Annotated in this window: 22 protein-coding genes; 16 read left to right on the top strand and 6 right to left on the bottom strand. The window is 53.5% G+C overall.

The features are described 5' to 3' along the window. The first annotated feature begins 7 nt into the window (after window positions 1–7). The 7 genes from GE278_13515 to GE278_13485 all read left to right on the top strand — a co-directional run bounded on the left by GE278_13515 (window position 8) and on the right by GE278_13485 (window position 5,990). Window positions 8–376, top strand: coding sequence for a DUF1425 domain-containing protein (locus tag GE278_13515; protein QLK61732.1), 369 nt, complete (start codon window positions 8–10; stop codon window positions 374–376). Between the two features lie 21 nt (window positions 377–397). Beyond that, on the top strand, window positions 398–994 hold the full coding sequence (gene lpoB, locus GE278_13510) for a penicillin-binding protein activator LpoB (protein QLK61731.1): 597 nt from the start codon (window positions 398–400) through the stop codon (window positions 992–994). After that, a complete protein-coding gene (locus tag GE278_13505) occupies window positions 978–1,817 on the top strand; it encodes a phosphotransferase (protein ID QLK61730.1) in 840 nt (279 codons plus the stop codon). The genes lpoB and GE278_13505 overlap by 17 nt, the downstream gene beginning before the upstream one ends. A gap of 61 nt (window positions 1,818–1,878) precedes the next feature. Beyond that, complete coding sequence (nagZ, locus tag GE278_13500; protein ID QLK63290.1) at window positions 1,879–2,907, top strand: beta-N-acetylhexosaminidase; 1,029 nt, start codon at window positions 1,879–1,881, stop codon at window positions 2,905–2,907. Window positions 2,908–2,959: 52 nt separating this feature from the next. Continuing rightward, the gene (locus tag GE278_13495) at window positions 2,960–3,502 is read left to right on the top strand and encodes a hypothetical protein (GenBank protein QLK61729.1); all 543 of its coding nucleotides are present in this window, start codon (window positions 2,960–2,962) and stop codon (window positions 3,500–3,502) included. A 308-nt stretch (window positions 3,503–3,810) separates the two neighbouring features. Beyond that, entirely contained in the window at window positions 3,811–5,115 is a 1,305-nt protein-coding gene (locus GE278_13490; protein QLK61728.1) for an FAD-dependent oxidoreductase, read from the top strand. A gap of 338 nt (window positions 5,116–5,453) precedes the next feature. After that, a complete protein-coding gene (locus GE278_13485) occupies window positions 5,454–5,990 on the top strand; it encodes a glycine zipper 2TM domain-containing protein (GenBank protein ID QLK61727.1) in 537 nt (178 codons plus the stop codon). A gap of 71 nt (window positions 5,991–6,061) precedes the next feature. Here GE278_13485 and GE278_13480 read toward each other — a convergent pair whose 3' ends face one another. Beyond that, window positions 6,062–7,045: an XdhC family protein gene (locus tag GE278_13480; protein ID QLK61726.1), complete on the bottom strand. Its 984-nt coding sequence runs from the start codon at window positions 7,043–7,045 to the stop codon at window positions 6,062–6,064. Beyond that, window positions 7,032–7,640 carry an NTP transferase domain-containing protein gene (locus GE278_13475; protein QLK61725.1) on the bottom strand — a complete coding sequence of 203 codons (609 nt, stop codon included), beginning with the start codon at window positions 7,638–7,640 and terminating at the stop codon, window positions 7,032–7,034. Before GE278_13475 ends, GE278_13480 begins: the two co-directional genes overlap by 14 nt. Window positions 7,641–7,858: 218 nt before the next feature. Here GE278_13475 and GE278_13470 point away from each other — a divergent pair, with 218 nt between their 5' ends. From GE278_13470 to GE278_13460, 3 genes are read left to right on the top strand one after another with little or no spacing between them, the layout of a single operon-like run. Beyond that, complete coding sequence (locus tag GE278_13470; GenBank protein QLK61724.1) at window positions 7,859–10,648, top strand: molybdopterin-dependent oxidoreductase; 2,790 nt, start codon at window positions 7,859–7,861, stop codon at window positions 10,646–10,648. Next, the gene (locus tag GE278_13465; protein ID QLK61723.1) at window positions 10,645–11,193 is read left to right on the top strand and encodes a (2Fe-2S)-binding protein; all 549 of its coding nucleotides are present in this window, start codon (window positions 10,645–10,647) and stop codon (window positions 11,191–11,193) included. Before GE278_13470 ends, GE278_13465 begins: the two co-directional genes overlap by 4 nt. Beyond that, window positions 11,193–12,431 carry a c-type cytochrome gene (locus tag GE278_13460; protein QLK61722.1) on the top strand — a complete coding sequence of 413 codons (1,239 nt, stop codon included), beginning with the start codon at window positions 11,193–11,195 and terminating at the stop codon, window positions 12,429–12,431. The genes GE278_13465 and GE278_13460 overlap by 1 nt, the downstream gene beginning before the upstream one ends. Before the next feature lie 100 nt (window positions 12,432–12,531). On the opposite strand, the gene GE278_13455 is transcribed toward GE278_13460, so the two are convergent. Next, window positions 12,532–15,975 carry a transcription-repair coupling factor gene (locus tag GE278_13455; protein QLK61721.1) on the bottom strand — a complete coding sequence of 1,148 codons (3,444 nt, stop codon included), beginning with the start codon at window positions 15,973–15,975 and terminating at the stop codon, window positions 12,532–12,534. 238 nt (window positions 15,976–16,213) lie between these two features. Here GE278_13455 and lolC point away from each other — a divergent pair, with 238 nt between their 5' ends. From lolC to GE278_13425, 6 genes are all read left to right on the top strand, one after another. After that, window positions 16,214–17,416 carry a lipoprotein-releasing ABC transporter permease subunit LolC gene (lolC, locus tag GE278_13450; protein ID QLK61720.1) on the top strand — a complete coding sequence of 401 codons (1,203 nt, stop codon included), beginning with the start codon at window positions 16,214–16,216 and terminating at the stop codon, window positions 17,414–17,416. Then, on the top strand, window positions 17,409–18,113 hold the full coding sequence (gene lolD / locus GE278_13445) for a lipoprotein-releasing ABC transporter ATP-binding protein LolD (GenBank protein QLK61719.1): 705 nt from the start codon (window positions 17,409–17,411) through the stop codon (window positions 18,111–18,113). Before lolC ends, lolD begins: the two co-directional genes overlap by 8 nt. Beyond that, complete coding sequence (lolE, locus tag GE278_13440) at window positions 18,113–19,363, top strand: lipoprotein-releasing ABC transporter permease subunit LolE (GenBank protein ID QLK61718.1); 1,251 nt, start codon at window positions 18,113–18,115, stop codon at window positions 19,361–19,363. The genes lolD and lolE overlap by 1 nt, the downstream gene beginning before the upstream one ends. Before the next feature lie 54 nt (window positions 19,364–19,417). After that, the gene (gene cobB, locus GE278_13435) at window positions 19,418–20,248 is read left to right on the top strand and encodes an NAD-dependent protein deacylase (protein ID QLK61717.1); all 831 of its coding nucleotides are present in this window, start codon (window positions 19,418–19,420) and stop codon (window positions 20,246–20,248) included. A 142-nt stretch (window positions 20,249–20,390) separates the two neighbouring features. Then, on the top strand, window positions 20,391–21,620 hold the full coding sequence (pepT, locus tag GE278_13430; GenBank protein QLK61716.1) for a peptidase T: 1,230 nt from the start codon (window positions 20,391–20,393) through the stop codon (window positions 21,618–21,620). A 195-nt stretch (window positions 21,621–21,815) separates the two neighbouring features. Further along, on the top strand, window positions 21,816–22,424 hold the full coding sequence (locus tag GE278_13425) for a hypothetical protein (protein QLK61715.1): 609 nt from the start codon (window positions 21,816–21,818) through the stop codon (window positions 22,422–22,424). Window positions 22,425–22,491: 67 nt separating this feature from the next. Here GE278_13425 and GE278_13420 read toward each other — a convergent pair whose 3' ends face one another. The 3 genes from GE278_13420 to phoQ form a co-directional block, all read right to left on the bottom strand. After that, window positions 22,492–23,193, bottom strand: coding sequence for a hypothetical protein (locus tag GE278_13420; GenBank protein QLK61714.1), 702 nt, complete (start codon window positions 23,191–23,193; stop codon window positions 22,492–22,494). A 277-nt stretch (window positions 23,194–23,470) separates the two neighbouring features. After that, window positions 23,471–24,592 (bottom strand): cupin domain-containing protein, encoded by a 1,122-nt coding sequence (locus tag GE278_13415; GenBank protein QLK61713.1) that lies wholly within the window; start codon window positions 24,590–24,592, stop codon window positions 23,471–23,473. A 135-nt stretch (window positions 24,593–24,727) separates the two neighbouring features. After that, window positions 24,728–26,182, bottom strand: a complete 1,455-nt coding sequence (gene phoQ / locus GE278_13410; protein ID QLK61712.1) for a two-component system sensor histidine kinase PhoQ — start codon at window positions 26,180–26,182, stop codon at window positions 24,728–24,730. Window positions 26,183–26,209: the final 27 nt, after the last annotated feature.

Genomic DNA, 26,209 nt, shown 5'->3' with positions numbered 1-26,209 from the left:
ATAAAATATGCGATTTTTGATGGCATTATTGCCAGTGCTTTTGTTGATGGGATGCAGCAGTCGTCCGGGTATTGCGCTTAACAATCAGCAAAGGATTGTGATGGAATCGCCTGTTCTTACCGCGGGGATTATTCCCAGCTCGCCTGCCGTGGGCGAATCCGGTGGACAAAAGCAAGCCACCAGCACGCTCAATAACAACCAGCCGCATGCGGTGACGCTGCATTATCGTTTCTTCTGGTATGACAAACAGGGGCTGGATTTACTCCCCGTCGCCGATGCACGTACGGCCATCGTGCCTGCCAACAGCAGCGTGGAAATCAGCTCGCTGAATGGCAATCTTGATGCGTATAGTGTGCGCCTTTACCTTTATCTCTAATTTCCATAACGGAGCAGGTTGATGAAAAAGTATTTCCTCATTGTGGCAATGGCCGCACTGATCCTCGGCGGTTGTACGTTACCAAACCAGCAGCAGCCGCAACAGCCGGAACAACCCCAGCAGCCTCAAGAGCCGCTGCCGCCGGTGAATCCGCCAGTGCCGGAGCAACCACCGGTTCAGCCTGTTCCTCAGCCGCCAAAATTTGCCAATATTGACTGGACTGCGACCGTTTCGCCGTTGCTGACAAAAATGCTCAAAGCCGAAGGCGTGCAGTCCGGCAGCGTTCTGCTGGTGGATGGCGTGAAAAACAGCACTAACGGTTCTCTGCAAACCGCCAAAGCGACGGATGCGTTACGCAACGCGCTGGCCAACAACACCACTTTCCAGGTCGTTCCTGCCGAACAGCTGGCTTCTGCCAAACAGTCTTTGGGATTATCACCTGATGACAGCCTGGCGTCCGTCAGCAAAGCCATTGGTCTGGCAAACATCGTCAAAGCGCAATACGTCCTTTACAGCACGGTGAGCGGCGATGTGAAAGCTCCGACGATGTCGATGCGTCTTATTACCGCACCAAGCGGCGAAATTGTCTGGTCAGGCCGCGGTGCCGTCCAGAATTAAGACTCAGCTTGAGCAACTGATTGGGCAACATTATCCGGCGGTGAAAACCGCCGGTTTTCATTTGTCGCCAGTTGCCGGGCTGACCGGCGAGAGCTGGAGAATCAGCACGTCTTGCGGCGAAATGCTGGCACGTTTTCATTCATCTGACCGGCAGGTTTCGGGGGCAGACCGGCGGCGTGAGCATTCGATTTTGCGGCATATCGCGCGGCATAATCTTGGCCCCTGTGTCAGACTTTATTCTTCACCTTGGCTCTTAGTAGACTGGCTCGACGGCGCGCCACTGACGGATGAGATCTTTGCCGGCGCGGGTCAGGGTGTGCTGGTTCAGTCTTTGGTGAAATTGCATCAACTGCCACTTTCAGGTTACCGGCTTGATTTGCATCAGCAGTTTTCCCGTTACTGGCAACATATTGACCGCCGTCGTCTGACGCCTCGCTGGCTGCGGTTACATAAGAAGATGATGCGCCTGACGCCGCCCGCGCCGCTGCGTCTGTCGCTGGTGCATATGGATATTCACGCAGGCAACGTACTGGAAACGCCGCATGGTCTGCGGCTCATTGACTGGGAATATGCAGCGGATGGCGATATAGCGCTGGAACTCGCGGCGATGGTTCGCGGTAATGGCTGGAATGCAGCGCAACAACATGCGCTCGTGCAGCGCTATGTGGACGCGGGCGGCTATCGTGATTCTCTTCTTTTAGAGCAACAGGTGAACCGCTGGTTAGCCTGGGTCGATTACCTGATGCTTATGTGGTTTGAAGTACGCTGGCAGCAAACCGGCGAGCTAAAATATTGTGAATGGGCGCAACCGCTGCGACCATAGCGAAATCTGAACTGAATGCTGAACTGATTGAAAAGGAGTGCTCATCTTGTTGGGACCTGTAATGCTGGATGTGGCTGGCTATGAGCTGGATGCCGAAGAACGTGAGATTTTGCAGCACCCGCTGGTCGGTGGGCTGATTTTATTCACCCGTAACTATCATGACGTGGACCAGCTGCATGAACTGATCCGTCAGATCCGTAGCGCTTCACATGACCGGCTGGTGTTGGCGGTTGATCAGGAAGGTGGCCGCGTGCAGCGTTTTCGCGAAGGGTTTACCCGTCTGCCTGCCGCGCAATCTTTTGCCGCAATTAATGAACCGCATGAAGCGGGACGACTGGCGCTTGAAAGCGGCTGGCTGATGGCATCTGAAATGATTGCGATGGATATCGACATCAGCTTCGCACCGGTGCTGGATATTGGGCACATCAGTGCGGCCATAGGCGAGCGTTCATTCCATGCCGAACCGCGAAAAGCGCTGGAGATGGCTGAACAGTACATTCACGGCATGCATGCGGCGGGGATGAAAACCACCGGCAAACATTTTCCGGGTCACGGCGCGGTCAGCGCTGACTCCCATAAAGAGACGCCGCGCGACGATCGTGCGCTGGACGTTATTCGCGAGCACGACATGGCTATCTTCCGCCAGCTCAATGAGCGTAAATTGCTCGATGCTGTGATGCCGGCGCACGTCATTTACACGCAAGCAGATCCGCGTCCTGCCAGCGGCTCCCCTTACTGGCTGCAACAGATCCTGCGCAAAGAGTTGGGCTTTAACGGCGTCATTTTCTCCGACGATTTGTCGATGGAAGGGGCGGCAATCATGGGCAGCTATGCTGAGCGCGGTCAGGCTTCTTTGGATGCGGGGTGCGACATGATTCTGGTGTGTAACCATCGTGAAGGGGCGGTGAGCGTGCTGGATAACCTGTCTCCGGTCAACGCAGAGCGTGTTGCCCAGCTGTATCATCGCGGGCGCTACACGGGGAAAGAGGCCCGTCAGGACCTGCTCAATTCAACCCGCTGGCAGCAGGCAAACCGTGATTTAACGGCGCTCGATGCCCGCTGGCAGGAAAGTAAACAGGCTGCCCGGTAACGGTTTGCGAACCGCATGAGGGTGTCAACGCACATACAGGATGAGGTAAACGATGATTATCTATTTGCATGGTTTCGATTCAACCAGTCCCGGTAACCACGAGAAGGTATTGCAGTTACAGTTCATTGATCCGGACGTGCGCTTTATTAGTTACAGCACACTGCATCCGCGTCACGACATGCAGCATTTGTTGAAAGAAGTCGATAAAGTGCTGCAAGAAACCCATGATCCGCACCCGCTGATTTGCGGCGTTGGCCTCGGTGGTTTCTGGGCCGAGCGCATCGGTTTCCTGTGCGGCATTCGTCAGGTGATGTTCAATCCGAATTTGTCGCCCCAGGACAACATGGCCGGAAAAATCGACCGTCCTGAAGAGTACGAAGATATCGCCACCAAATGCATCAGTGATTTCCGCGAGAAAAACCGTGACCGCTGTCTGGTGATTTTATCTCGCGAAGATGGTGTGCTCGACAGCAAAAATACTGCCGGGAAACTGCACCATTACTACCCGATCGAATGGGATGACAAGCAGACTCATAAATTCAAGGATATCTCGACGCATTTGCAGCGTATTAAAGCCTTCAAAAATATCGTCTGACTCAACGTCCTGCCTTCCCGAACCACTGCCACGCGCAGTGGTTTTTTTATGGGCGACTCGCATGGTTTGTCATTTTTTCTCACATTCTGCGCTAACTCCCTGATTTAAAATCGTCAAAATATGTGCCATATCATTAAGTAAAAACGGGTAAATCAATTTAAATTGACCTGTATCAATTTTGGTATGACCAAATCACCACGCATGATATCCTCCCTCTCAGATACCGATTTAACTTAAGCAACCCTATGTAATATAAGGATTATTTTTTAACTCTTATATAACAATTGGTTCACATTTAGGGGGTCATTTTGACATCACCAATCAAGAAAATTGTGATAATTGGCGGCGGCGCTGGCGGACTGGAGCTGGCAACCAGCCTCGGACATAAGCTTGGCCGGAAAAAGAAAGCGGAGATCATTCTGGTCGACCGTAATCACAGCCATTTATGGAAACCACTGTTGCACGAAGTGGCGACAGGCAGCCTGGATGACGGCGTGGATGCACTGAGCTATCTGGCACATGCCCGCAACCACGGTTTCACTTTCCAGATCGGTTCACTGACTGATATTGATCGTGAAAATCAGACCATCAAACTGGCTGAAATCCGTGATGAAAACGGCGAAATGCTGGTGCCGGTGCGCGATATTGCCTATGACCAGCTGGTTATGGCGCTGGGTAGTACGTCTAATGACTTCGGGACGCCGGGCGTAAAAGACAACTGTATCTTCCTCGATAACCCGCATCAGGCGCACCGTTTCCATAACGAAATGCTGAACTTGTTCCTTAAATTCTCCGCCAGTGCGGACAAACAGAAGAAAGTGAACATCGCGATTGTCGGCGGCGGCGCCACCGGCGTAGAGCTTTCTGCAGAACTGCATAACGCGGTGAAGCAGCTGCACAGTTACGGATTCAAAGGGCTGGACAGCGAAGCGCTGAACGTTACGCTGGTGGAAGCCGGTGAACGTATTCTGCCTGCTTTACCACCGCGTATTTCTGCGGCCGCCCATCAGGAACTGACCAAGCTCGGCGTGCGTGTTCTGACGCAAACCATGGTGACCAGTGCCGATAAAAAAGGTCTGAACACCAAGTCCGGCGAATTTATTGATGCCGACCTGATGGTATGGGCAGCGGGTATCAAAGCGCCTGACTTCATGAAAGACATCGCCGGTCTTGAAACTAACCGCATCAATCAGCTGGTCGTTGAGCCCACGTTGCAAACCACGCGCGATCCAAATATCTACGCGATTGGAGACTGTGCATCCTGCCCGCAGCCGTCCGGTGGTTTCGTTCCGCCACGCGCGCAGTCCGCGCACCAGATGGCGTCCCGCTGCTTCGCCAATATCATGGCGCAGCGCAAAGGGCAGAGCCTGAAACCTTACGTCTATAAAGACCATGGTTCACTGGTGTCTCTGTCACGCTTTAGCACCGTCGGCAGCCTGATGGGTAACCTGATGCGTGGGTCAATGATGGTGGAAGGGCGTCTGGCTCGACTGGTTTACGTTTCTTTGTACCGTATGCATCAAATTGCGCTGCATGGTTACATGAAAACCGGTCTGATGATGCTGGTTGGCGGAATCAACCGGGTGATCCGTCCGCGTCTGAAGCTTCACTGATACGAACTGGCTGAGTTATTTCTTTGCCGGCTGAATCGTTTCACAATAGTTTCTATTCTAAAAGCCTGTTTACTACAGGCTTTTTTCTATTCAGGCGATCGCAGACACTTAAAGCCCGGGTTTGTCCGTTAAGAATGCTCCGAAACACCTCGTTACACCCGCAATTCCTGCACTTACAGACTTCGTCTTATTGTTCCTTAACGCTTCTGAGTACAAACTTTAACAAGTTCATAGCTGGCGATTCACGCACGCCGAACCTCAGGATGTGAAGTTTCCCACTGAGGCATGTGCCCTGAGTAAGGCGCAATATGCGTGGTAACATTTTCGGAGGAAGTCCTGTGAACAAGTCAATGTTAGCTGGGGTCGGTATTGGTGTGGCTGCGGCATTAGGCATTGCCGGTGTGGCGAGCATGAATGTCTTTTCATCTGAACCGCAATACGCGCAGGTTGTCAGCGCGACGCCAATCAAAGAGACCACCAAAACGCCACGTCAGGAATGCCGTAATGTGACCGTGACTCACCGCCGTCCTGTACAGGATGAGCATCAGATCGCCGGTTCCGTTCTGGGTGCCGTAGCGGGTGGTGTACTGGGTCATCAGTTCGGTGGCGGACGCGGTCGTGATGTCGCGACGGTTGCCGGTGCACTGGGCGGTGGTTATGCGGGTAACCGGGTACAGAGCAGCATGCAGGATAATGACACTTACACCACACAGCAGCAGCGCTGTAAAACTGTGTATGACAAAGAAGACAAAATGCTTGGCTACGATGTGACCTACAAAATAGGCGATCAGCAGGGCAAAGTGCGTATGGATCACGATCCGGGCACGCAAATACCGCTGGATAAAAGCGGCCAGTTGCAACTTACCCGTTCATAATCTCACGGTAAGTCGCAAACGAAAAAGCCTGAGGCGTAAACCTCAGGCTTTTTTATGTGCGCATTTCAGCGTCAGGCCGCCGCGCAGTGTGCCGTAACGCCGTTTTTGTGCCTAACGATGTCGGCCATCACCGCCAGCGCAATTTCTGCCGGCGTTTTGCTGCCGATGGATAAACCGACCGGCGCATGAAGACGAGCGAAATCATCGGCTGAGAAATCGGCGATAGTTTGTAAGCGTTCCCGACGTCGTGCGCTGTTACGCTGTGAACCCATTGCGCCGATGTAAAACGCAGGCGTATTCACCGCCTCCATCAGCGTCAGGTCGTCCATGCGCGGATCGTGGGTGAGCGCCACAATCGCCGTATTGGCGTGACACCCCTCACGTTCGAGATACTTCGCCGGAAACACTTTCTCCAGCTGAATTTCCACTTTCAGTAACGGCAGGAAGTTTTCCAGCACGTCTTCACGGCATTCACATACCACCACTTCAAAACCCAGCGCACAGGCAAAGTCGGCGCAATACAGCGCAACGCTCGACAGTCCGGCAATCAGTAAACGCGGCGGCGCGGCCAGATGCAGGTGCACGCTGTCGCCATTACGTATCACCTGCGTTGCGCTGTGATATTCCGTCAGCGCCAGATGATCACAGGCAGCGGGCAGGGTGAGCGATTTATCCAGCGCATAATGCCCGGCCAGCGCCATACCCATGCGTTGCAAATATTCCAGATTACCCTGCGTGGCGGGCAGATATTCGATCAGGATATCCAGCGAGCCACCACAGGGCAGCGCAATGTTAGGCGTTAAACCGCCGTCTCCGTAGCGCACAATCTGGCTGGCTTGCTGATAATAACCGGCGGCTATCCGCTGTAAAAAATCTTCCTCGACACAGCCGCCGGAGAGCGATCCACAATAGCGGCTATCCGCGGTGGCGACCATCAGTGCGCCCGGCGCGCGCGGGGAAGAACCGTAGGTGGTCAGCACCGTACACAGCCACACGGGCTGCTGTGCCAGCCATTCCCGCGCCTGAGAAATAACTTGATTATCAAGATGCTGCATGGAGAGTTCCGTTCAAGGCCTGAGGGGAGAGTTGCTCCGGCAGATCGATGTCTGTGATAACGGCGGGCGTATTAAAATCTATGCGCAGCAGGTCATGGCTGCGGATAAGCTCGCGGGCATCATGATCGCCGCGCAGCTGCAACAGCTTGTCGCCCATTTCACGGGAAAAACCGACCGGGTGTCCCGGCTCATTCTGCCAGAAAGGGCGCACCACCGGTTTGAGATGCAGGGTATCAGCCACGGTGGCAAAAATGTTCGGTGTGATGAACGGCATATCGGCGAGATGGACAAGCCAGCCGTCCCACTCCTGCGTATCGCGCACGCCTGCGGCAATGGAACCACCGGTGCCTGTGCTTTCCGTCAGCGTAAAAGGCACTCCTGCACGGCGGCAGCTGGCCTGGACCTGCAGGTTGTCGGCGCGCGTGACAACGTGCACCGGCAGCCCGCTATCCAGCGCATGACCGAGTGTAACGTCAAACATGCTGGCAGAATTTTCTGCTGTTTCCGACAGTGTTACATTCAGCTTGTTTCCTTCGCCACCCGCGGCGATAAACCGGCTCCCCAGCCCCGCAGCGAGGAGAATAATACCTGCCATCTTGCTCTGATCCCTTTTGTATATTGTTTGCGCAACAAAATTTATTATCCCACTATTTTGCGCAATATTGTGAACGAAATATTAAAAATGTGTTTTCTGTCATGACTTATCGCGCCCCAACTAACTATAATCGCCCGCGTTAAACGGTATTTGCAGGATTTATAACAGATTGTAAATGTGCCGAATTATAAGAAAGACAATAAGAAGCAAGGAAATTTATGAGCAACTTCAACCCGTCCAGGCGGCGCTTTGTGAAAGGCGCAGTGATCGCTGGTGTCTCAGTTTATCTCGCGCCGCTGCACAGTCGTGCTTATGCGGCACTCTTCGAAGAAAAGATTCTGCAATCACCGCAGTGGGATGCACAAAATAAACGCGTCCGTTTCCGTATTGACGGAAAGGCCAAAGTCATGGGGCAGAAAGTGTTTGCCCGCGATATCCGTGCCAAAGATATGCCGCACTGGCCGCAAAAACAGGCGCACGCTTTTATCCTGCGCGTGACGCAGGCGGACAGAACTTATGCTGGGCTGGATTTATCGCTGCTCGGTGAAGATCTGCAACCTGATCAACTGGTAACCGCCGACGTGCTGGCGCGGGACGGTCTGGCATTCCCGGCGTTTTACGGCGAAGACATGCTATTGCCCGAAGGTAAAACACCGGCTTATCTCGGACAGGCCGTAGCCATTCTGGTATATCAGGATTTCGCTAAATTCCGATTTGCGAAAAATGCACTGAAATTTAAAGACAATGTAGTGCGCTACGGCGAGAAAACCGGCCCGCTGGAACGCGATCCGTGGGGGACATTCCGCTTTGTGCGCGTGGGTGGTGAGACTGCATTTGAAGACGACCGTTTCTCCAGCCTCAAAGATATGCCGGTGTTCCCGACAGGTATGCGCAAACATCTGCCGGTCTGGCCGGAAGGGCGCGAAGGCGGCAAGCTTGATGAGCAGGGCATGTTCTACGCCGGTGAAATGGCAGATGAAATGAAATCACCACCGCAGGACTGGCTGGTGATGTCGCGCCGTTTCACCACGCAATCTGTCGATACCTCGGCGCTTGAACCCGATAACGCCAACGGCTGGTATGACGCCGCCACGCAAACGCTGCATATGGTGGTGCCGACGCAGTCACCGCAGGAAGTCGCAGATGAAATGCCGCGCATGATGGCCAAAGCCCACCGCACGGTGAAAACGCTGATTATGCATCCTTGCTACACCGTCGGTTACGGGTCGAAAGATCACTATAACTTCCCTTATTACGGCGCGGTGGCGGCCATGTACGGTGACGGCACGCCGGTGCGTCTGGCGAATGACCGCTTCGAGCAGTTCCAGTCCTCCCTCAAACGACACGCGTTTGATATGAACTACGACATTGCGGTGAACCGTGAAACCGGGAAGTTGCAGTCATTCCATGCGGCGATGACCGCAGACGGTGGCGGGCGCAGCAACTTTACGCCGTCGGTGGTGATGGTTGGCGCAACCGCTGCGCAGTCGATTTACTACTTCCCTAAAAGTGATTTATCCGCAGTCGGGCTGGCGTCCCGTGCGCTGGATGCCGGTTCCGCCAGGGGTTACGGCACGCTGCAAAGCATGGCCGCCACCGAAATGATGATGGATGAACTGGCCGCCGAACTGAAGCTGGATCCGATTGCCTTCCGGATGCGCAACGTTTTGAAATCTGGTATGAAAAATACCCAAGGGGCGATTCCGGCAGGTGCGATTCGTGCGGATGAAGTGCTGGAAAAAGCCGCCGTCCATCCGTTGTGGACGGAGCGTGAAAAACGCAAGGCCGCCTATGAAAGCCAGAATCCGGGTAAACGTTACGGCGTCGGGTTTGGCTGCGTGCAGAAAGATTTCGGTACTGGTGCGGAAACGTCATTCGCCCGCGTCGAAATCAGCGAAAACGGGCAGATAAGCCTGTGGCACAGCGGTGCGGAAATGGGGACGGGCATGTCTACGTCGCAGTCTGTGCTGTGCGCCGAATGGCTGGGCAAGCCGGCGGAGCAGGCACATTTCTCAGTGACCGACTGGTCCGTGCTGCCGGTGGAAACCAGCGGCGATCCGTACATTATGTCGCAGGAAGAGCAGGACAAGCTGCAAAAAAATCCGCGCTGGTCGCCGTCCTATTGCTCGCCGTCGAGTGCCAGTAACTCCGCCTATTACTTTTCTCACAGCACCCGCGAAGCAGCGCGTCTGGTTTTCGATCACGGCCTGTGGCCGGCGGCGATGGCTATCTGGCAAACCGGCATTGGCGGCGGACAGGCTGCGCCATACATCGTGCGCAAGGAAGATGCCCGCTGGGTGGAAGGCGGCCTGACGGCCAACGGCATGCAGATCCTCAGCCTTGAGACGCTGGCGAAAAAAGCTTACGAGATGCAGGGACTGACCGGCGCGGCGGTTCACGTCTTCAACCGCTGGCAGTGGGCGGAAGCCGATTTCACGCTCAACAACGTGCGTCAGCGCGTGCCGGTTGACGGTATGTCAGTGCGCACCGGCGCGGGTGAGTACCAGACATTGGCGCGTGACGCGGTCTATTACCCGCCGACGCAGCGTAATAACGCGTCTGTGACCTACTACAGCGCGGTCGGTACGCTGGCCGAAATCGCGGTGGATATCGCCACCGGTAACGTCGAATTACTCACACACCATTCGATTATGGAGTGCGGCAATCTGATCGTGCCTGAACTGGTCTCCGGACAGTTACAGGGCGGGCTGGCGATGGGCATCGGTCACGCATTGCATGAATATTTACCGCTGTACGAAGACGGGCCGGGTAACGGTACCTGGAACTTCAACCGTTACCACCTGCCACGCGCCAGTGATGTGGCGGTCTGGAAACAGACCAGCGAAATCCTGCCAGCGTTGTCGGAAACCGATCCGCCGAAAGGCATGGCCGAAGTGGTGATGATCCCGGTCGTCGCTGCGCTGGTGAACGCCATTGCCCATGCTACCGGCCACCGTTTCCGTGATTTGCCCGTCCGTGCTGAAAATATTCGTGAGGTTTTACAATGAGCATCAAAACACAGCCGTTAGAGCTGACCATCAATAATCAACATTACGGCCCGCTGGACGTTCCCGAAGGTCTGATGATGATCGATTTCCTACACGAATACGTGGCGCTGACCGGTTCACGCCTCGGTTGCGGGCAGGGCATCTGTCACGCCTGCGTGGCAATTGTCGATAACGACAGTGGCACCAGCGAAGAAGTGCGCACCTGCATCACCGGCGCACATTTTTTCAACGGTAAAAAGGTGCGCACCGTTGAAGGCCACGCCAAAACCGATGACAAAGGTGAAGTCACGCTGTCACCGGTGCAACAGGCGTTTATGGAGCATTACAGCTTCCAGTGCGGTTACTGCACACCGGGCTTTGTGAATGCTGCAACGCTGCTGCTTGAGCGGCTGGAAAAACATCCGATCGCGCTTGCCGATCTGGAAAGTGCGATCGAAGGCGCGCTGGAGAATCACATCTGCCGCTGCACCGGTTACGTTCGTTATTACGAAGCGGTGCGTGACGTGGTGATGAAAACGCCGGGTCTGATCAGGGAGCACGCGTGATGATAAAACGTCTTTTCCTCGCGCTGGTAGTGGTGATCATCATCATTATTGCCGTGCTGTGGTGGCGGGAAAACAGCCCGCTGAACGCACCGGTACAGAAAGTCACGGCGGATAGCGCACAGATTGAGCGGGGCCGTTATCTGGTACAGGCATCTGACTGCGCCGCGTGCCACACCGCGTCTGGCGGTGCACCACTGGCGGGTGGTTATCCGCTGGAAACACCCTTCGGCAAAATCTTTGGCAGCAACCTTACGCCTTCCGCCGACGACGGCATCGGTCGCTGGACGTCGGATGATTTCTATCTGGCGCTGACCCAGGGTGTGGCTCCGGGCGGACGTCACCTGTATCCGGCGATGCCGTACACCTCCTATAAAGGTGTGGCGCGGAAAGATTCTGACGATATGTACGCGTTTCTGATGACCCGCCCGGCGGTGAATCAACCGGTGCCGGAAAACGAGATGCCGTTCCCATTCAACCAACGCATGGCGATGATCGGCTGGAATCTGTTATTCCGCAACGCCGAACCGATGCCCGCCAGCTCGCAGGGAAATTCTGCCGACTGGCAGCGCGGGCAGTATCTGACGGACGTGCTCGGCCACTGCGGCGAATGTCATACGCCGCGCGGCAAGCTGGGGCAAATGGATACCGATAACAACCTGAAAGGCGGAACGCTGGGGCGCATCACCGCGCCGGACATTTCCCCACAGGCGCTGGCGCAGCGCGGCTGGAACCCGGCTGATCTCAGCCGTTTTCTCGCCACCGGTTTTGCGCCGCAGGGCTCCGCGTTTGATGAGATGCATAAAGTTATTGATCTCAGTACCCGTCATCTGACCGACGACGACCACCGTGCCATCGTTACCTATCTGCTGGGTGATAAACCGCCAGTTGCTGTGCCGGTAAAAATCGCGCAGGGCGCAAGCGATGCGGGGCGGATCACTTATCTGGATCAGTGTTCTGGTTGTCATATGGCCGACGGCTCCGGGAAACCGCACGTTGCCGTGGCGATGCAAAACAATGCCACGTTGCGCCAGCCCGATGGCCGTAATCTCATCGTCTCGGTACTCGATGGCTTACCTGCACAGGAATTCCCAAAGGGTGAAAGTATGCAGTCGATGCCAGGCTTTGCTGATCGACTGAACGATGCGCAAATCGCTGAAATGGTGAACTATCTGCGCGTTACCTTCGGCGGCCTGCCGGGAGATATCACCCCTGAACAGGTGAAAGCACTGCGTAAATAATCGTTTCAGTGAAAGCACGATGTAAAAAAGCCCGGTGCAATCCAATGAATTCACCGGGCTTTTGTTTTAAGCGCTTACAACTTCAGATCAGCTTACAACCTCAGAACAAATGCTCTGCAAAATCTGCCAGCATATCGCTGACAAACTTCAGACGTTTTGGCCGATCGGTCAGGTCGAGCGTGAATTTGAGCTTGGTCGGCCCGTCGAGACGGTAAACCTGCGGCTGTTTTTGCAGTAAACCAATCAGGTGTCCCGGATCGACACGGTTTTTATCGCCGAATTCGATAAAGCCGCCGCGCTCGTTGCCCTCAATGCGCTTGATACCCAGATCTTTCGCCTTAAGCCGCAGCACCGCAATCTGAATCAGATTACGCGCACCGTCCGGCAGAGAACCGAAGCGGTCGATTAGCTCGACGCGCAGTTCGTCCAGTTCATTTTCGCTTTTTGCACTGGCGATACGTTTATACAGCGACAGGCGCGTATTGACGTCAGGAATGAATTCTTCCGGCAACAGGGCGGGCATGCGCATTTCGACTTCGGTCTGACTGGTGGTGAGATCTTCCAGCGATGGTTCGCGGCCTTCTTTCAGCGCTTCGACGGCGTTTTCCAGCAGTTCCATATACAGCGTGAAACCGATACTGGTCATCTGTCCACTCTGGCCTTCGCCCAGAAGTTCGCCCGCGCCACGGATCTCGAGGTCGTGCGTCGCCAGCGCAAAACCGGCACCCAGATCTTCAAGAGAAGCGATGGCTTCGAGGCGTTTGTGGGCATCGACGGACATGGCTTTCGGCGGCGGCGTCAGCAGATAAGCATAAGCCTGATGATGCGAACGCCCGACGCGTCCACGCAACTGGTGCAGCTGCGCCAGACCGAAGTGATCGGCGCGCTCAATGATAATGGTATTGGCCGTCGGAATGTCGATACCGGTTTCGATGATGGTGGTACACACCAGCACGTTGAAGCGCTGGTGGTGGAAATCGTTCATCACCCGTTCCAGATCGCGTTCGCGCATCTGACCGTGACCGATGGCAATACGCGCCTCCGGTACCAGCTCGGCCAGACGCTGCGTGGCCTTCTCGATATTTTCAACATCATTAAATAAGTAATAAACCTGCCCGCCGCGCAAAATTTCACGCAGGATAGCCTCACGGACGACCAGACTGTCGTATTCGCGGACGAAGGTTTTGACCGCCATGCGGCGAGCGGGCGGCGTGGCGATAATCGACAGGTCGCGCATGCCGCTCATCGCCATATTGAGCGTACGCGGGATTGGTGTGGCGGTCAGGGTCAGGATATCCACGTCGGCGCGCATCGCTTTAATGCGTTCTTTGTGACGTACGCCGAAGCGGTGCTCCTCATCGACGATAAGCAGGCCGAGATCTTTCCAGCGCAGGTCACTTTGCAGCAGTTTATGTGTGCCGATAATAATATCGACTTTGCCTTCAACCGCTTCTTCGATCACCGCCTGTTGCTCTTTGGCGCTGCGAAAACGCGACATCATTTCGATGCGCACCGGCCAGCTGGCAAAGCGGTCACGGAAATTGTCGAAGTGCTGCTGAGCCAGCAAGGTGGTTGGCACCAGAACCGCCACCTGTTTATTGTTGGCGACGGCGAGGAACGCGGCGCGCATCGCCACTTCGGTTTTACCGAAGCCTACGTCGCCACATACCAGCCTGTCCATCGCCAGCGGTTGTGTCATGTCAGTCAGTACTGCATTGATGGCCTGCGCCTGATCCGGCGTGGTTTCAAATGGGAAAGCCTGACAGAACAGCTGGTATTGCTCTTTATCATGCTTAAACGCAAAGCCGGTTTTGGCTTCGCGCTGGGCATAAATATCCAGCAGCTCAGCGGCCACGTCGCGAACTTTCTCGGCGGCTTTCTGACGGGCTTTCGACCACGCCTCACCGCCGAGTTTGTGCAACGGCGCGCTGTCGTCTGCGCCACCGGCGTAGCGACTGATCAGATGCAGCGACGACACCGGCACATAAAGCTTGTCTTCGCCGGCGTAGGTCAGGATAAGGTATTCGGCTTTGATTCCACCGGCCTCAAGCGTGGTCAGGCCGAGATAGCGGCCAACGCCGTGTTCGACGTGAACCACCGGCTGGCCGGGGCGCAGTTCAGCGAGGTTACGGATCAGCGTGTCGGTATTAATAGTGCGGCGGCTGTCCTGACGGCGGCGCGCCACGCGCTCACCCAGCAGATCGCTTTCGCAAATCAGCGCCAGTTGTTTATCGGTATCGAGAAATCCGCGCTCACAGGCGCCGATCATGATGTAACGCCCGGCGAACTCAGCTTCTTCGATGCGGGTAATCAGCGTCGGCATTAGCTTGATGCGTGCCAGTAAATCCTGCAACGTTTCACGACGACCTTCACTTTCGACCGAGAACACCAGACTACCGGCAAAGGATTCGTTAAAGCGGCGCAGGTTATCCATCGGGGCTTTGTTTTGCGGCTGAACGCTGAGATCCGGCAATGTTTCGTAGCTGAGATTGGTGTTTGCCGCCTTCTTCGGCAGCGAATCGGTGCGCAACTGGACGCGCGGCCAGGCCTTAAGCTCAGCGAACAGCGTATCGACGCGCAGCCACAGGTTTTCCGGCTCGAGCAGCGGGCGCATCGGATCCACGCGGCGGCTTTCATAGCGCTGGGTGGCATCCTGCCAGAAACGTTCGGCGGCGGTTTCCAGATCGCCGGTATTGAGCACCAGCGTATTTTTTGGCAGATAACTAAACAGCGTGGTCAGCGGCTGACTGAAAAACAGCGGCTGCCAGTATTCGATCCCGGCCGGGAACGTCCCTTTACTGACCTGCTGATAAACATGTTCAGCATCGCGGCGGACTTCAAACTTCTCCCGCCACTGGCTGCGGAACAGTTCAATCGCGTTTTTGTCGGTCGGGAATTCGTGCGCGGGCAGCAAATTGATGTGATCCACTTCGCTCAGCGTGCGCTGTGTATCAACGTCAAAGGTGCGCAGGCTGTCGATTTCATCGTCGAAGAAATCGATGCGGAAGGGTTCGTCACTGCCCATCGGATACAGGTCGAGCAGGGCACCACGGGTGGCAAACTCACCGTGTTCCATCACCTGATCGACGCTTCGGTAACCGGCCTGTTCCAGCTGGGCGCGCAGTTTGTCGCGCGACAGTTGCTGACCTTTTTTCATCACCAGCGCATGGCCGTGCAAAAACTCATGCGGGCAGACACGCTGCATCAACGTATTCACCGGCAGAATAATGATGCCGCGTTCCATCGTGGGAAGTTGATAAAGGCTGGAAAGGCGAGAAGAAATGATTTCCTGATGCGGCGAAAAACTGTCGTACGGCAGCGTTTCCCAGTCCGAAATGCTCAGCACTTTATGATCGGTAAACTGTTGAATTTCATCGCGCAGACGCAGAGCATTTTGCATATCCGGTGCAATCAGCATGACCGGGCCCGAATGGCGTTCACTGATTTGGGCGCATTCCAGGGCACAGGCAGAACCGGTAAGCTGCCCTAAAAGACGGGTGTCGCCGGGGCGTTCAGGCAATGAATAACGATAATCTTGAGACATAGGCTGTTTTGCGTTCTCGTTTGGCGGCAGCGGGTGGCCAATTAGCAGACCGTATCTTGCGATGCGCAGACAATCGGGGTCAACCCGGCTTTGCAATAAAAAAGGACAAAAGAGCCCCGGGGTTAAACCGATTACTTTGGGTTAATGGTTCCATAAAGCGGTGCTAGCCTTTATTATCCTTGATCACTTTAGTCTGCGCCATGCACTTATTTGCGGCCAAGCACTTAAAACGGAAGTCATGTATCAACCTGTCGCGTTATTCATAGGCCTGCGCTACATGCGCGGGCGTGGTTCGGACCGCTTTGGGCGGTTTGTCTCCTGGTTATCCACCATTGGTATCACCCTCGGGGTGATGGCGCTGGTTACAGTGCTGTCGGTCATGAACGGATTTGAGAAGGATCTGGAAGGTAACATTCTGGGTCTGATGCCTCAGGCGTTGATCACCACACCGGCCGGATCACTGGACCCTCAAAAAATTACTCACGAGCAGATTACTGCGCTAAAAAGTGTAAACCGCGCCGTGCCGGTGACCACCGGTGACGTGGTGCTGCAAAGCCCCGGCAGCGTGGCGGTGGGCGTGATGCTCGGCGTTGATCCCGCAGACCACGATCCGCTGGCGAAATACATGATTGGCGTGGCGCAACAGGAACTGCAACCTGGCAAATATAACGTCATTCTCGGCGATCAGCTGGCGCAACAGCTGAAGGTGCGCCGTGGCGATCAGCTGCGTCTGATGGTCACCAGCGTCAGCCAGTTCACGCCTGTTGGGCGAGTGCCGAGCCAGCGCCTGTTTAACGTTATCGGCACGTTTTCCGCGAACAGTGAAGTCGATGGCTATCAGATGCTGGTTAACATTCAGGATGCGTCGCGCCTGATGCTCTATCCGAAAGGCAACGTGACCGGCTGGCGTTTATTCCTCGACCAACCGCTGGACGTTGACAGCCTGAGCACGCAGAAACTGCCGGAAGGCACCAGCTGGAAAGACTGGCGCGAGCGTCGCGGCGAACTGTTCCAGGCGGTGCGCATGGAGAAAAACATGATGGGGCTGCTGCTGAGTCTGATCGTGGCGGTCGCCGCGTTTAATATTATTACGTCGCTGGGGCTGCTGGTGATGGAGAAACAGGGCGAAGTGGCTATCTTGCAAACGCAGGGGCTCAGCCGTCGCCAGATCATGGCGGTGTTTATGGTGCAGGGCGCCAGCGCCGGCGTCATTGGCGCGTTACTCGGTGCGGTGCTCGGCGTGGTACTTGCCACGCAACTCAACAATATTATGCCTGCTCTCGGGCTGATGCTCGATGGCGCGTCGCTGCCGGTCGATATTGAACCGGTTCAGGTAGTGGTCATTGCGCTGGTCGCTATGATCATTGCTTTATTATCAACGCTGTATCCTTCCTGGCGCGCTGCTGCCACCCACCCCGCAGAGGCTTTACGTTATGAGTAATTCGTTATTATTGCAGTGTGACAACCTCTGTAAGACTTATCAGGAAGGGAAAATGCACACCGATGTGCTGCGTGACGTGACTTTCAACATGCAGCCGGGTGAGATGATGGCGATCGTCGGGACCTCCGGTTCCGGTAAAAGCACACTATTACATTTGTTGGGCGGGCTGGATTCTCCAACCTCCGGCGAAGTCATTTTTAAAGGCCAGTCGCTGAATGCGATGTCTTCTTCTGCGAAATCAGAATTGCGTAACCGTGAGCTGGGCTTTATCTATCAGTTTCACCATCTGCTGCCCGATTTCACCGCGCTGGAAAACGTCGCCATGCCGTTGCTTATCGGCAAAAAGAAATCTGCCGAAGTGCAGGAGCGCGCATTGTCCATGCTCGAAGCGGTAGGTTTGCAACATCGCAGCAATCACCGCCCGTCCGAACTTTCCGGCGGTGAGCGTCAGCGTGTGGCGATTGCCCGTGCGCTGGTCAATAATCCTTCACTGGTATTAGCCGATGAACCGACCGGTAACCTGGATCAGCGCAACGCCGACAGCATTTTTGAATTGTTAGGTGAACTGAATGTGCGTCAGGGCACGGCGTTTCTGGTGGTGACTCACGACCTCAAACTGGCAAGCCGCCTGACCCGTCAGCTGGAAATGCGCGATGGCAGATTGCAGCCGGACTCGATGTTGCTGGGAGCGAAGTAATGTCAGGTATTCCGTTTTCTTTACTGATCGGCCTGCGGTTCAGTCGGGGTCGTCGTCGCAGCGGCATGGTGTCGCTGATTTCGGTGATCTCCACGTTAGGTATCGCCCTCGGCGTGGCAGTTTTGATCGTCGGTCTGAGCGCGATGAACGGTTTCGAACGTGAACTGAAAGATCGTGTGCTCGCGGTGGTACCGCACGGTGAAATCCGTCCGGTAAATCAGCCTTTCAATGACTGGCAAGGTGTGCTGGAACGCGTCGAAAAAGTGCCGGGTATTGTGGCTGCCGCGCCTTATATCCAGTTCAATGGCCTGATCGAACACGGCGCGAAACTGCGTGCCATCCAGCTCAAAGGTGTGGATCCGCAGAGCGAGCCCCGCGTCAGCGCCGCACCGAAGTTTGTGCAGAATAACGCCTGGCAGAATTTTAAAGCCGGTGAGCAGCAGCTGATCCTCGGTAAAGGCGTGGCGGACGCCGTTGGTGTGAAACAAGGTGACTGGGTGACGGTGATGATCCCTAACAGTGACCCAGAGATGAAACTGCTACAGCCTAAACGGATCCGTTTGCAGGTTACCGGTATATTGCAGCTCAGCGGTCAGCTTGATCACAGCCTCGGCATGGTACCGCTGGCGGATGCACAGCAATATCAGGATATGGGCACCAGCGTCACCGGTATCGATATCAAAGTGAACGATGTGTTTGCCGCGCAAAAGCTAGTGCACGATGCCGGTGAAGTAACGCAGGCTTACGTGTATATCAGCAGCTGGATCGGTACTTACGGCTATATGTACCGCGACATCCAGATGGTACGTGCGATTATGTATATGGCGATGGTGCTGGTTATCGGTGTCGCCTGTTTCAACATCGTGTCGACACTGGTGATGGCGGTGAAAGATAAAAGCAGCGATATTGCGATTTTGCGCACACTGGGTGCGAAAGACGGGCTTATCCGCGCGGTCTTCATCTGGTACGGTTTACTGGCGGGACTGGTGGGCAGCGTCACGGGGGTGATCATCGGTGTCATTGCTGCGTTCCAGCTCACCAACATCATTAACGGATTGCAGAAACTGACCGGGCATCAATTCCTGTCGGGTGATATTTATTTCATTGATTTCCTGCCCTCTGAAGTTCACTGGATTGACGTTGCGGGCGTATTATTTACCGCTCTGGTGTTGAGTCTGCTGGCAAGCTGGTATCCGGCGCGTCGTGCAAGTCGGATCGATCCGGCCCGGGTTCTTAGTGGCGGTCAGTAATCAAATCTTCAAAAACAGTATTTAAATTCAGACACAGAGAGTAAGGAGCACGTCATGCGCACACGTCATCGTCTGTGTCGGTTTCGGAAAAATAAACGCATTCGTCACCAGCGTTTCCGGTCGAATATCTTTCACCGTGATTCTATGGCCGCCGCGTCACTGAAGAAACCGTTTGTGGTGGTACTGACCGGTGCGGGGATTTCCGCAGAGTCAGGTATCCGTACTTTCCGGGCCGCCGATGGACTGTGGGAAGAGCACCGCGTGGAAGATGTAGCGACCCCGGAGGGGTATCGCCGCGATCCTGAGCTGGTGCAGCGTTTTTACAACGAACGCCGCCGTCAGCTGCAACAGGACGACCTCAAACCGAATGCCGCGCATTACGCGCTGGCGACGTTGGAGGAAGTACTCGGGGATAACTTCCTGCTGGTTACGCAGAACATCGACAATCTGCATGAGCGCGCGGGCAGTTCGCGCGTGCTGCACATGCACGGCGAATTATTGAAAGTACGCTGCACCCAGTCCGGGCAGATTCTGGACTGGCCGGGCGATCTGAGCGTTGACGATCGCTGTCACTGCTGTCAGTTCCCGGCACCGCTGCGCCCGCATATTGTCTGGTTTGGTGAAATGCCTCTGGGTATGGATAAGATTTATGATGCGCTGGCCAGAGCCGATTTCTTCGTGGCGATTGGTACCTCCGGGCATGTTTATCCGGCCGCCGGATTTGTTCACGAAGCGCGCATCGGTGGAGCCTGTGCGGTCGAGTTGAATCTCGAGCCAAGTCAGGTAGAAAGCGAATTCGATATGAAACATTACGGGCTGGCAAGCGAAGTCGTCCCGGAATTTGTGCATAAGTTCCTGACTAAAAAAGACGAAGCCTGGTCATAACCGGGCTTTTTTAGCCATACATCCCAAAAATTGCGCCCGATCCTAAGAGTTCTTTGCGTAAACTTGGTGAAAAATGACCTGACGCAATATTCACGGTATTCATGCTGCGCATAATAAAACCCAGCCGCCAGAGGATACCCAAATGGATAAGTTGCTTGACCGTTTTCTTCACTACGTTTCTTTCGATACCCAATCTAAGCCAAATGTTAAACACACGCCCAGCACTGACGGACAGCTCAGGCTGGCGCAGGCTCTGCGTAACGAACTGATTGAGCTGGGTTTTTCACAGGTAACTCTCAGTGACAAAGGCTGCGTAATGGCGACGTTACCGGGCAACGTCGCCTGGAAAGTGCCGGTAATCGGCTTTATTTCACATCTTGATACCGCCCCTGATTTCACTGCAAAACACGTCAATCCCCAGATTGTTGAAAACTACCGTGGCGGTGATATTGCGCTGGGCAACGGTGATGAAGTGCTTTCGCCGGTGATGTTCCCTGTTCTGCACCAGTTACTCGGCCAGACACTGATCACCACCGACGGCAAAACGTTGCTCGGTTCGGATGACAAATCCGGTATCGCGGAAATCGTTACCGCCATGGTGAGGTTGAAGAACAGCAATATTGCGCATGGTCCGATCCGTATAGCCTTTACACCGGATGAAGAAATCGGAAAAGGTGCGCAGAGTTTTGATATTCCGGCCTTTGGTGCGGAATGGGCCTATACCGTTGACGGTGGTGGGGTGGGGGAGCTGGAGTTTGAAAACTTCAATGCAGCGTCCGCGACTATCAAAATTGTCGGTAACAATGTACATCCTGGCAGCGCGAAAGGCGTGATGGTCAATGCATTGTCTCTGGCAACCCGTTTCCATAGCGAATTACCGGCTAACGAAACGCCTGAGCACACGGAGGGTTATGAAGGTTTCTATCACCTGACGACCATCAAGGGCAACGTTGAGCGTGCGGAAATGCATTACATCATCCGTGATTTCGATAAGCCGCAGTTCGAGGCCCGTAAGCAGAAGATTATTGATATCGCACATCTGGTCGGCAAAGGTCTGCACCGCGACTGTTATATCGAAGTGACTCTCGACGATCACTACTACAATATGCGCGATAAAGTGGCACAGCATCCGCACATTATTGCGCTGGCGCAGCAGGCGATGAAAGATTGTGATATTGAGCCGGTCATGAAGCCTATCCGCGGCGGCACCGATGGCGCACAGCTTTCATTCCGCGGCCTGCCTTGTCCGAACATTTTTACCGGAGGGTATAACTTCCACGGCAAACATGAATTTGTCACGCTTGAAGGAATGGAGAAAGCGGTATCCGTCATTATGCGGATAGCTCAACTGACGGCTGATAAAGCCAAATAAACTGAATTATTCTCCCCGAACTTGACAATAAATCTTCGGGGAGAGTGAGTGTCGTGAAAGTTATATTATTCTGCTGCGTTTGTTTTGCATATATATATCGTGTGAATATATATAAGCATCCCATCGATGTATGACATTATATTTTTATCTCCAGAAGTGTAATGATTTTCTCACTTAAAGTATGGAGAGAAGATTTTGGCAAACCTGGAAAGAATAGACGGCCTCAGAGCGTTTTTACAGCGCATGACGACTGTGGACGATTTTAATATCAAAATAAATGCCTGGGTATTTGTCTGGTATCCGACATCTGCAAATGTAGGGCATGTATCAATGTTCATCGGCAAGATCGTTCACGGAGGCGCATACGTGAGCTGGTGGCCTGGGTATGAAGATAATAAAATTTTCTTTAGACGGTATCCGGCGGCAATTTCTGCGGGTTATGAAAACGACTGTGAAAGTGAGGGGAGTGAGCCAGATGTGATTTTTGGTATTAAATCTCTGAATGAGTTAGCGATGATACAGGCATGGCGTGATATATGTCATTCTAAAGATTCGCCATCATTTAGAACATTATCCAAGAACTGCGCAAATATTGTTGGCAAGGTACTGAAAGCGGGGTTGGTTAACTCACCGTTGAGGCATAAATTATTTGGCATAAATGATGGCAATTTTTATATTCCAACACCTAAACGTATTGCGGTAGTGTGTAACAATCTTCGAGATCATAATTTAGCAGTAAAAATAAGACTCTCACCCAAAACGAGAAATTTAAATCCGTTCAATATAGCCCTTAGGTTGCGGTAACGATAACAGTTATCCGCGAGAAGTCGGATAACCGCATATTATATTATTTCTAAATGCTTATGACAGATTACATTAATCCCTGACCGCATATATGGAGTCTGCAATGGTCGACCCCCTGGGACAATGAGGTTACCCGGCATTTGCCGTGGATATGAATGACTCGAAAAGAAAGTTGTAAAGAAAAATAACTTTTTCTGGCATCAGCCAAAACTATTCCTCCCTTTCTTAGCATGACATTTTTTACCCTGGCCTGAGATATTATTTTAATAACCCCAGTATTAGAAATGTAAAAGTCATTTTCGGTATTGTTACGGTCTAATGACACCATGGCTATCTCCCATATTTGATTATTGGTAGATTTCCATGGGCCGGCGGCACCAAAGAAGTCAGCGAATATTCCCTGGTGTAGAAATGAAGAGAGTGAACCAATATTTTCCTGTATCCAGTGATTTTTAGGTTCCATGATGTGAGTTGAGTAATTTATTTTCGATGCTGTCTCAACGCCAGGGACGGAAATTTTATTACTGTTTATATAGTAATTCATGCGCGACAGGTCAGCTAACATACTCGGGTTCATTACTGAAACACCGAATTGAGAAACATCCTTATTGATATTGTCATTAATTATTATTAGTAATCGCCTTGTTATTTCGGAAGAAATATCCATATCAAACGTATAGTCCGATTGATAATTGTCTGCAAACAGGGGGGGGTGCTGATTTGATGATGTAAGTTGATGATTGCGCGAAAATAGGTTTCCAAACTTCATTTTTATCTCTCTAGCTAAATGATTGTCAGAAGAGTAGATAAAATCACTTCATGTGTCTAATGTCGTTTATATATGTATTAAACCTTAAAGGTTCGTATTAAATATATTAATTTCTCTAATCATTTAATTCATTAATTTCCCTTATCAATTTAAAGATAAGTTATCTGTTTTGGAAATGGAGGGAAGTTGTTAATTATTTTCACAGCGGGAGAGCTTTTGTCGAAAGCTTCTTTGGGGGAATAATAAGGACACCGGCGTGCCCTTATTTATAAATTCATCAGTCGTTGAAATACCAGTAGCCGCTGTTCACCAGCGCAGACAGCAGCGCGAGGAACGATGGATCGTCGAGCGCATCGCCAAGCATTTCACGAGTTACCGTTTTGTGGCGCGCCATGGCATCCACTGCAGCGGTCTGTTCGGAGGTCATCGCTTCACCGTTGACGTAGCATACATCGCCCACGCGCAATACGCGCAAACCACCCACGCGTTCCAGCGTTTCGCCTGATTCCATCAGCTCATATATTTCGCCAGCCTGATACGGCGGCTCCGGCGGTGCCAGATCCAGTTCGTGACGAGACTGGGAAATGAATTCGCCAAACCAGCTGTTGAAGTGCTCAGGGTTACCGATAAGCTCAAGCATCATGCCGCGCAGTTTATCCAGTTCGGCAGGCTGGATTTCTGCCGGGTGTTCACGCTCAACAAGATCCGGATCTGAATAGCGGTGGCTGCCCAGTTCACGGGAAAGAACGTAGTCTGCGAACCCGCTGATCATCTCCCGGGTATTCGGCGCACGGAAACCGACAGAATAATTGAGAGAGTTTTCAAGCGAGTACCCATCGTGCGGGAAGCCCGGCGGAATGTAGATGATATCGCCCGGTTCCAGTTCTTCGTCGATAATTGCGTCGAACGGCTCTACCTGAAGCAAGTCCGGATGCGGACAATGTTGTTTCATGGCGATTTTCTCACCCACACGCCAGCGACGGCGGCCGGTGCCCTGAATGATAAACACGTCATACTGATCCAGATGCGGGCCAACACCACCGCCGGGCACCGAGAAGGAAATCATCAGGTCATCCATGCGCCAGTCAGGAATATGGCGGAAGGGGGTCATCAGATGCGAGGAGGGTTCGTGCCAGTGATCGACCGCCTGAACCAGCACCGACCAGCCGTTTTCGCCCAGATGATCGTAGCTTTCAAACGGACCGTGGCTGACGTTCCAACGTCCGTTCTGATTGCTGACCAGACGGCTGTCGACTTCACTTTCAATTGCCAGACCGGCAAGCTCATCCGGGGAAATCGGATCGACGAAATTTTTGAAGCCGCGCTTTAACACGACAGGACGCTTTTGCCAGTAACGCTGCAGAAACTCGTTCCAGTCCAGGTCTAGTTTGTAATCCATTTTTTTTCCAAAAGAGGGTGGGTCTGTAAAGGATTATAACGGAAGGTGTTGCGGCTGCGTTGGGCAATTGCCAGCAAATTTCAAATACCGGCAAAGAAAGCACCGAAATTTGCCGGAGATTCCACCGCTAAGTTGTTATTCGAGTTCTATACCCTGCTGTAAACCAAAGCACACGCGCATGCTGGCGCCGCCGAGCGGGCTGTCACCGATGATAATTTTGCCGTCGTACTGCTCAATGATGTCATTGGCCAGAGAAAGCCCCAGTCCTTGCCCTGGACGCAACGTATCTGCACGCTGACCACGCTGGAAAATCACTTCACGTTTGCTTTCAGGAATACCGGGACCGTCATCTTCAATCAGTATCACCAGCTGATTTTCGGTATGTACTGCGCTGATTTCGACGAATTCCAGGCAGTATTTGCAGGCGTTATCGATAACGTTACCCATCACTTCCATGAAGTCATTTTTCTCGCCGACAAATGTCAGTTCGGGCGAAATATCCACGGTGATCACCACGCCTTTGCGCTGATAAACTTTGTTCAGCGCTGAACATAATCCGTCGAGAATGGCGGGGACAGAATGAACTTCGCGGATCAGTAAATTTTGCTCGGAACGCAGCGTGGCACGATGCAGGTAATAACCGATTTGCTGAGAAATGCGGCTGATCTGCTCTAGCATGACGGGCTCGGCTTCTTCGATGGTCATCTGCTTGCTGTTACGCAGGGCGCGCAGCGTAGACTGTAACACTGCCAGCGGCGTTTTCAGGCTGTGGGTCAGATCCGCCAGCGTGGTGCGATAGCGGTCATAACGCCCACGCTCGCCTTGCAGCAAAATATTCAGATTGCGTACCAGCCCGCGCAACTCACGCGGTGGATTTTCATCCAGCGATTCACGTTCGTGGCTTTCAAGCTCCGCCACCTGATGAATCAGCTGTTTGATAGGGCGCAGGCTCCAGTACGCCGCCAGCCACAGCAGCGGCACGACCAGCAACAGGTTGGCGAGCAGCACGTAACTGAACCATTCCCACACCAGATCGGAACGCTGCAATTCCTGCGGAATAGTATCTACCACCACAATATTCAGCGCAGGCAACCGTGCTGTGGCGTTGTACGTATTTACCGCGATGGAGTGCGTCATAGCGTTGGCATCGCTGTCGTCGTAATCTTTCAGCTTGTCCTGCGCCTGCGGATTATTACCCAATACTTCGCTGCTGATTTGGGTGTCGGTATCCAGTTCGTAGAAGCCCGGTTTGTTCATCCACGCCTTATCGATATGCGCTTCGAGTTCAGGAATACGACGTTCAGCCCATAGCAAGTTGCCGTCGGCATCGTAGATAAATACCAGCGTAGGCGTATTGAGGTCGAGATCCGGCGGAACGTTAATGGAAAGCTTGCCGTCGCGCCATTGCGCAAGACTAAAGAACAGATTGCTTTCGCCGCGTAAGAGTCGGTAAGCGGTTTTATCGAAACTCACCATATAGCCGACCACCGCGACCAGCCCGTAGGCCAGCGACAGCGCCAGAACAACGGCGGCAGTCGCCATCATAAAGCGGACGCGAAGCGAGAAGGGTTTTTTAGTGCGTCCTTTCATGGCGCGTCCTTTAATGTTGAGGCTTCA

Source organism: Enterobacteriaceae bacterium Kacie_13 (assembly GCA_013457415.1).
Taxonomy (GTDB): Bacteria; Pseudomonadota; Gammaproteobacteria; order Enterobacterales; family Enterobacteriaceae; genus Rahnella.
This window is presented reverse-complemented; position numbering and strand designations above follow the sequence as displayed.

Bases quoted from the DNA above. Each gene is read 5' to 3' on its own strand.
- GE278_13465 (QLK61723.1), top strand. From the start codon at position 10,645: ATGAGCATCAAAACACAGCCGTTAGAGCTGACCATCAATAATCAACAT.
- cobB (QLK61717.1), top strand. From the start codon at position 19,418: ATGCGCACACGTCATCGTCTGTGTCGGTTTCGGAAAAATAAACGCATT.
- phoQ (QLK61712.1), bottom strand. From the start codon at position 26,182: ATGAAAGGACGCACTAAAAAACCCTTCTCGCTTCGCGTCCGCTTTATG.
- GE278_13470 (QLK61724.1), top strand. From the start codon at position 7,859: ATGAGCAACTTCAACCCGTCCAGGCGGCGCTTTGTGAAAGGCGCAGTG.
- nagZ (QLK63290.1), top strand. From the start codon at position 1,879: ATGCTGGATGTGGCTGGCTATGAGCTGGATGCCGAAGAACGTGAGATT.
- lolE (QLK61718.1), top strand. From the start codon at position 18,113: ATGTCAGGTATTCCGTTTTCTTTACTGATCGGCCTGCGGTTCAGTCGG.
- GE278_13515 (QLK61732.1), top strand. From the start codon at position 8: ATGCGATTTTTGATGGCATTATTGCCAGTGCTTTTGTTGATGGGATGC.
- GE278_13480 (QLK61726.1), bottom strand. From the start codon at position 7,045: ATGCAGCATCTTGATAATCAAGTTATTTCTCAGGCGCGGGAATGGCTG.
- pepT (QLK61716.1), top strand. From the start codon at position 20,391: ATGGATAAGTTGCTTGACCGTTTTCTTCACTACGTTTCTTTCGATACC.
- GE278_13415 (QLK61713.1), bottom strand. From the start codon at position 24,592: ATGGATTACAAACTAGACCTGGACTGGAACGAGTTTCTGCAGCGTTAC.
- GE278_13475 (QLK61725.1), bottom strand. From the start codon at position 7,640: ATGGCAGGTATTATTCTCCTCGCTGCGGGGCTGGGGAGCCGGTTTATC.
- lolC (QLK61720.1), top strand. From the start codon at position 16,214: ATGTATCAACCTGTCGCGTTATTCATAGGCCTGCGCTACATGCGCGGG.
- GE278_13420 (QLK61714.1), bottom strand. From the start codon at position 23,193: ATGAAGTTTGGAAACCTATTTTCGCGCAATCATCAACTTACATCATCA.
- GE278_13455 (QLK61721.1), bottom strand. From the start codon at position 15,975: ATGTCTCAAGATTATCGTTATTCATTGCCTGAACGCCCCGGCGACACC.
- lolD (QLK61719.1), top strand. From the start codon at position 17,409: ATGAGTAATTCGTTATTATTGCAGTGTGACAACCTCTGTAAGACTTAT.
- GE278_13460 (QLK61722.1), top strand. From the start codon at position 11,193: ATGATAAAACGTCTTTTCCTCGCGCTGGTAGTGGTGATCATCATCATT.
- lpoB (QLK61731.1), top strand. From the start codon at position 398: ATGAAAAAGTATTTCCTCATTGTGGCAATGGCCGCACTGATCCTCGGC.
- GE278_13495 (QLK61729.1), top strand. From the start codon at position 2,960: ATGATTATCTATTTGCATGGTTTCGATTCAACCAGTCCCGGTAACCAC.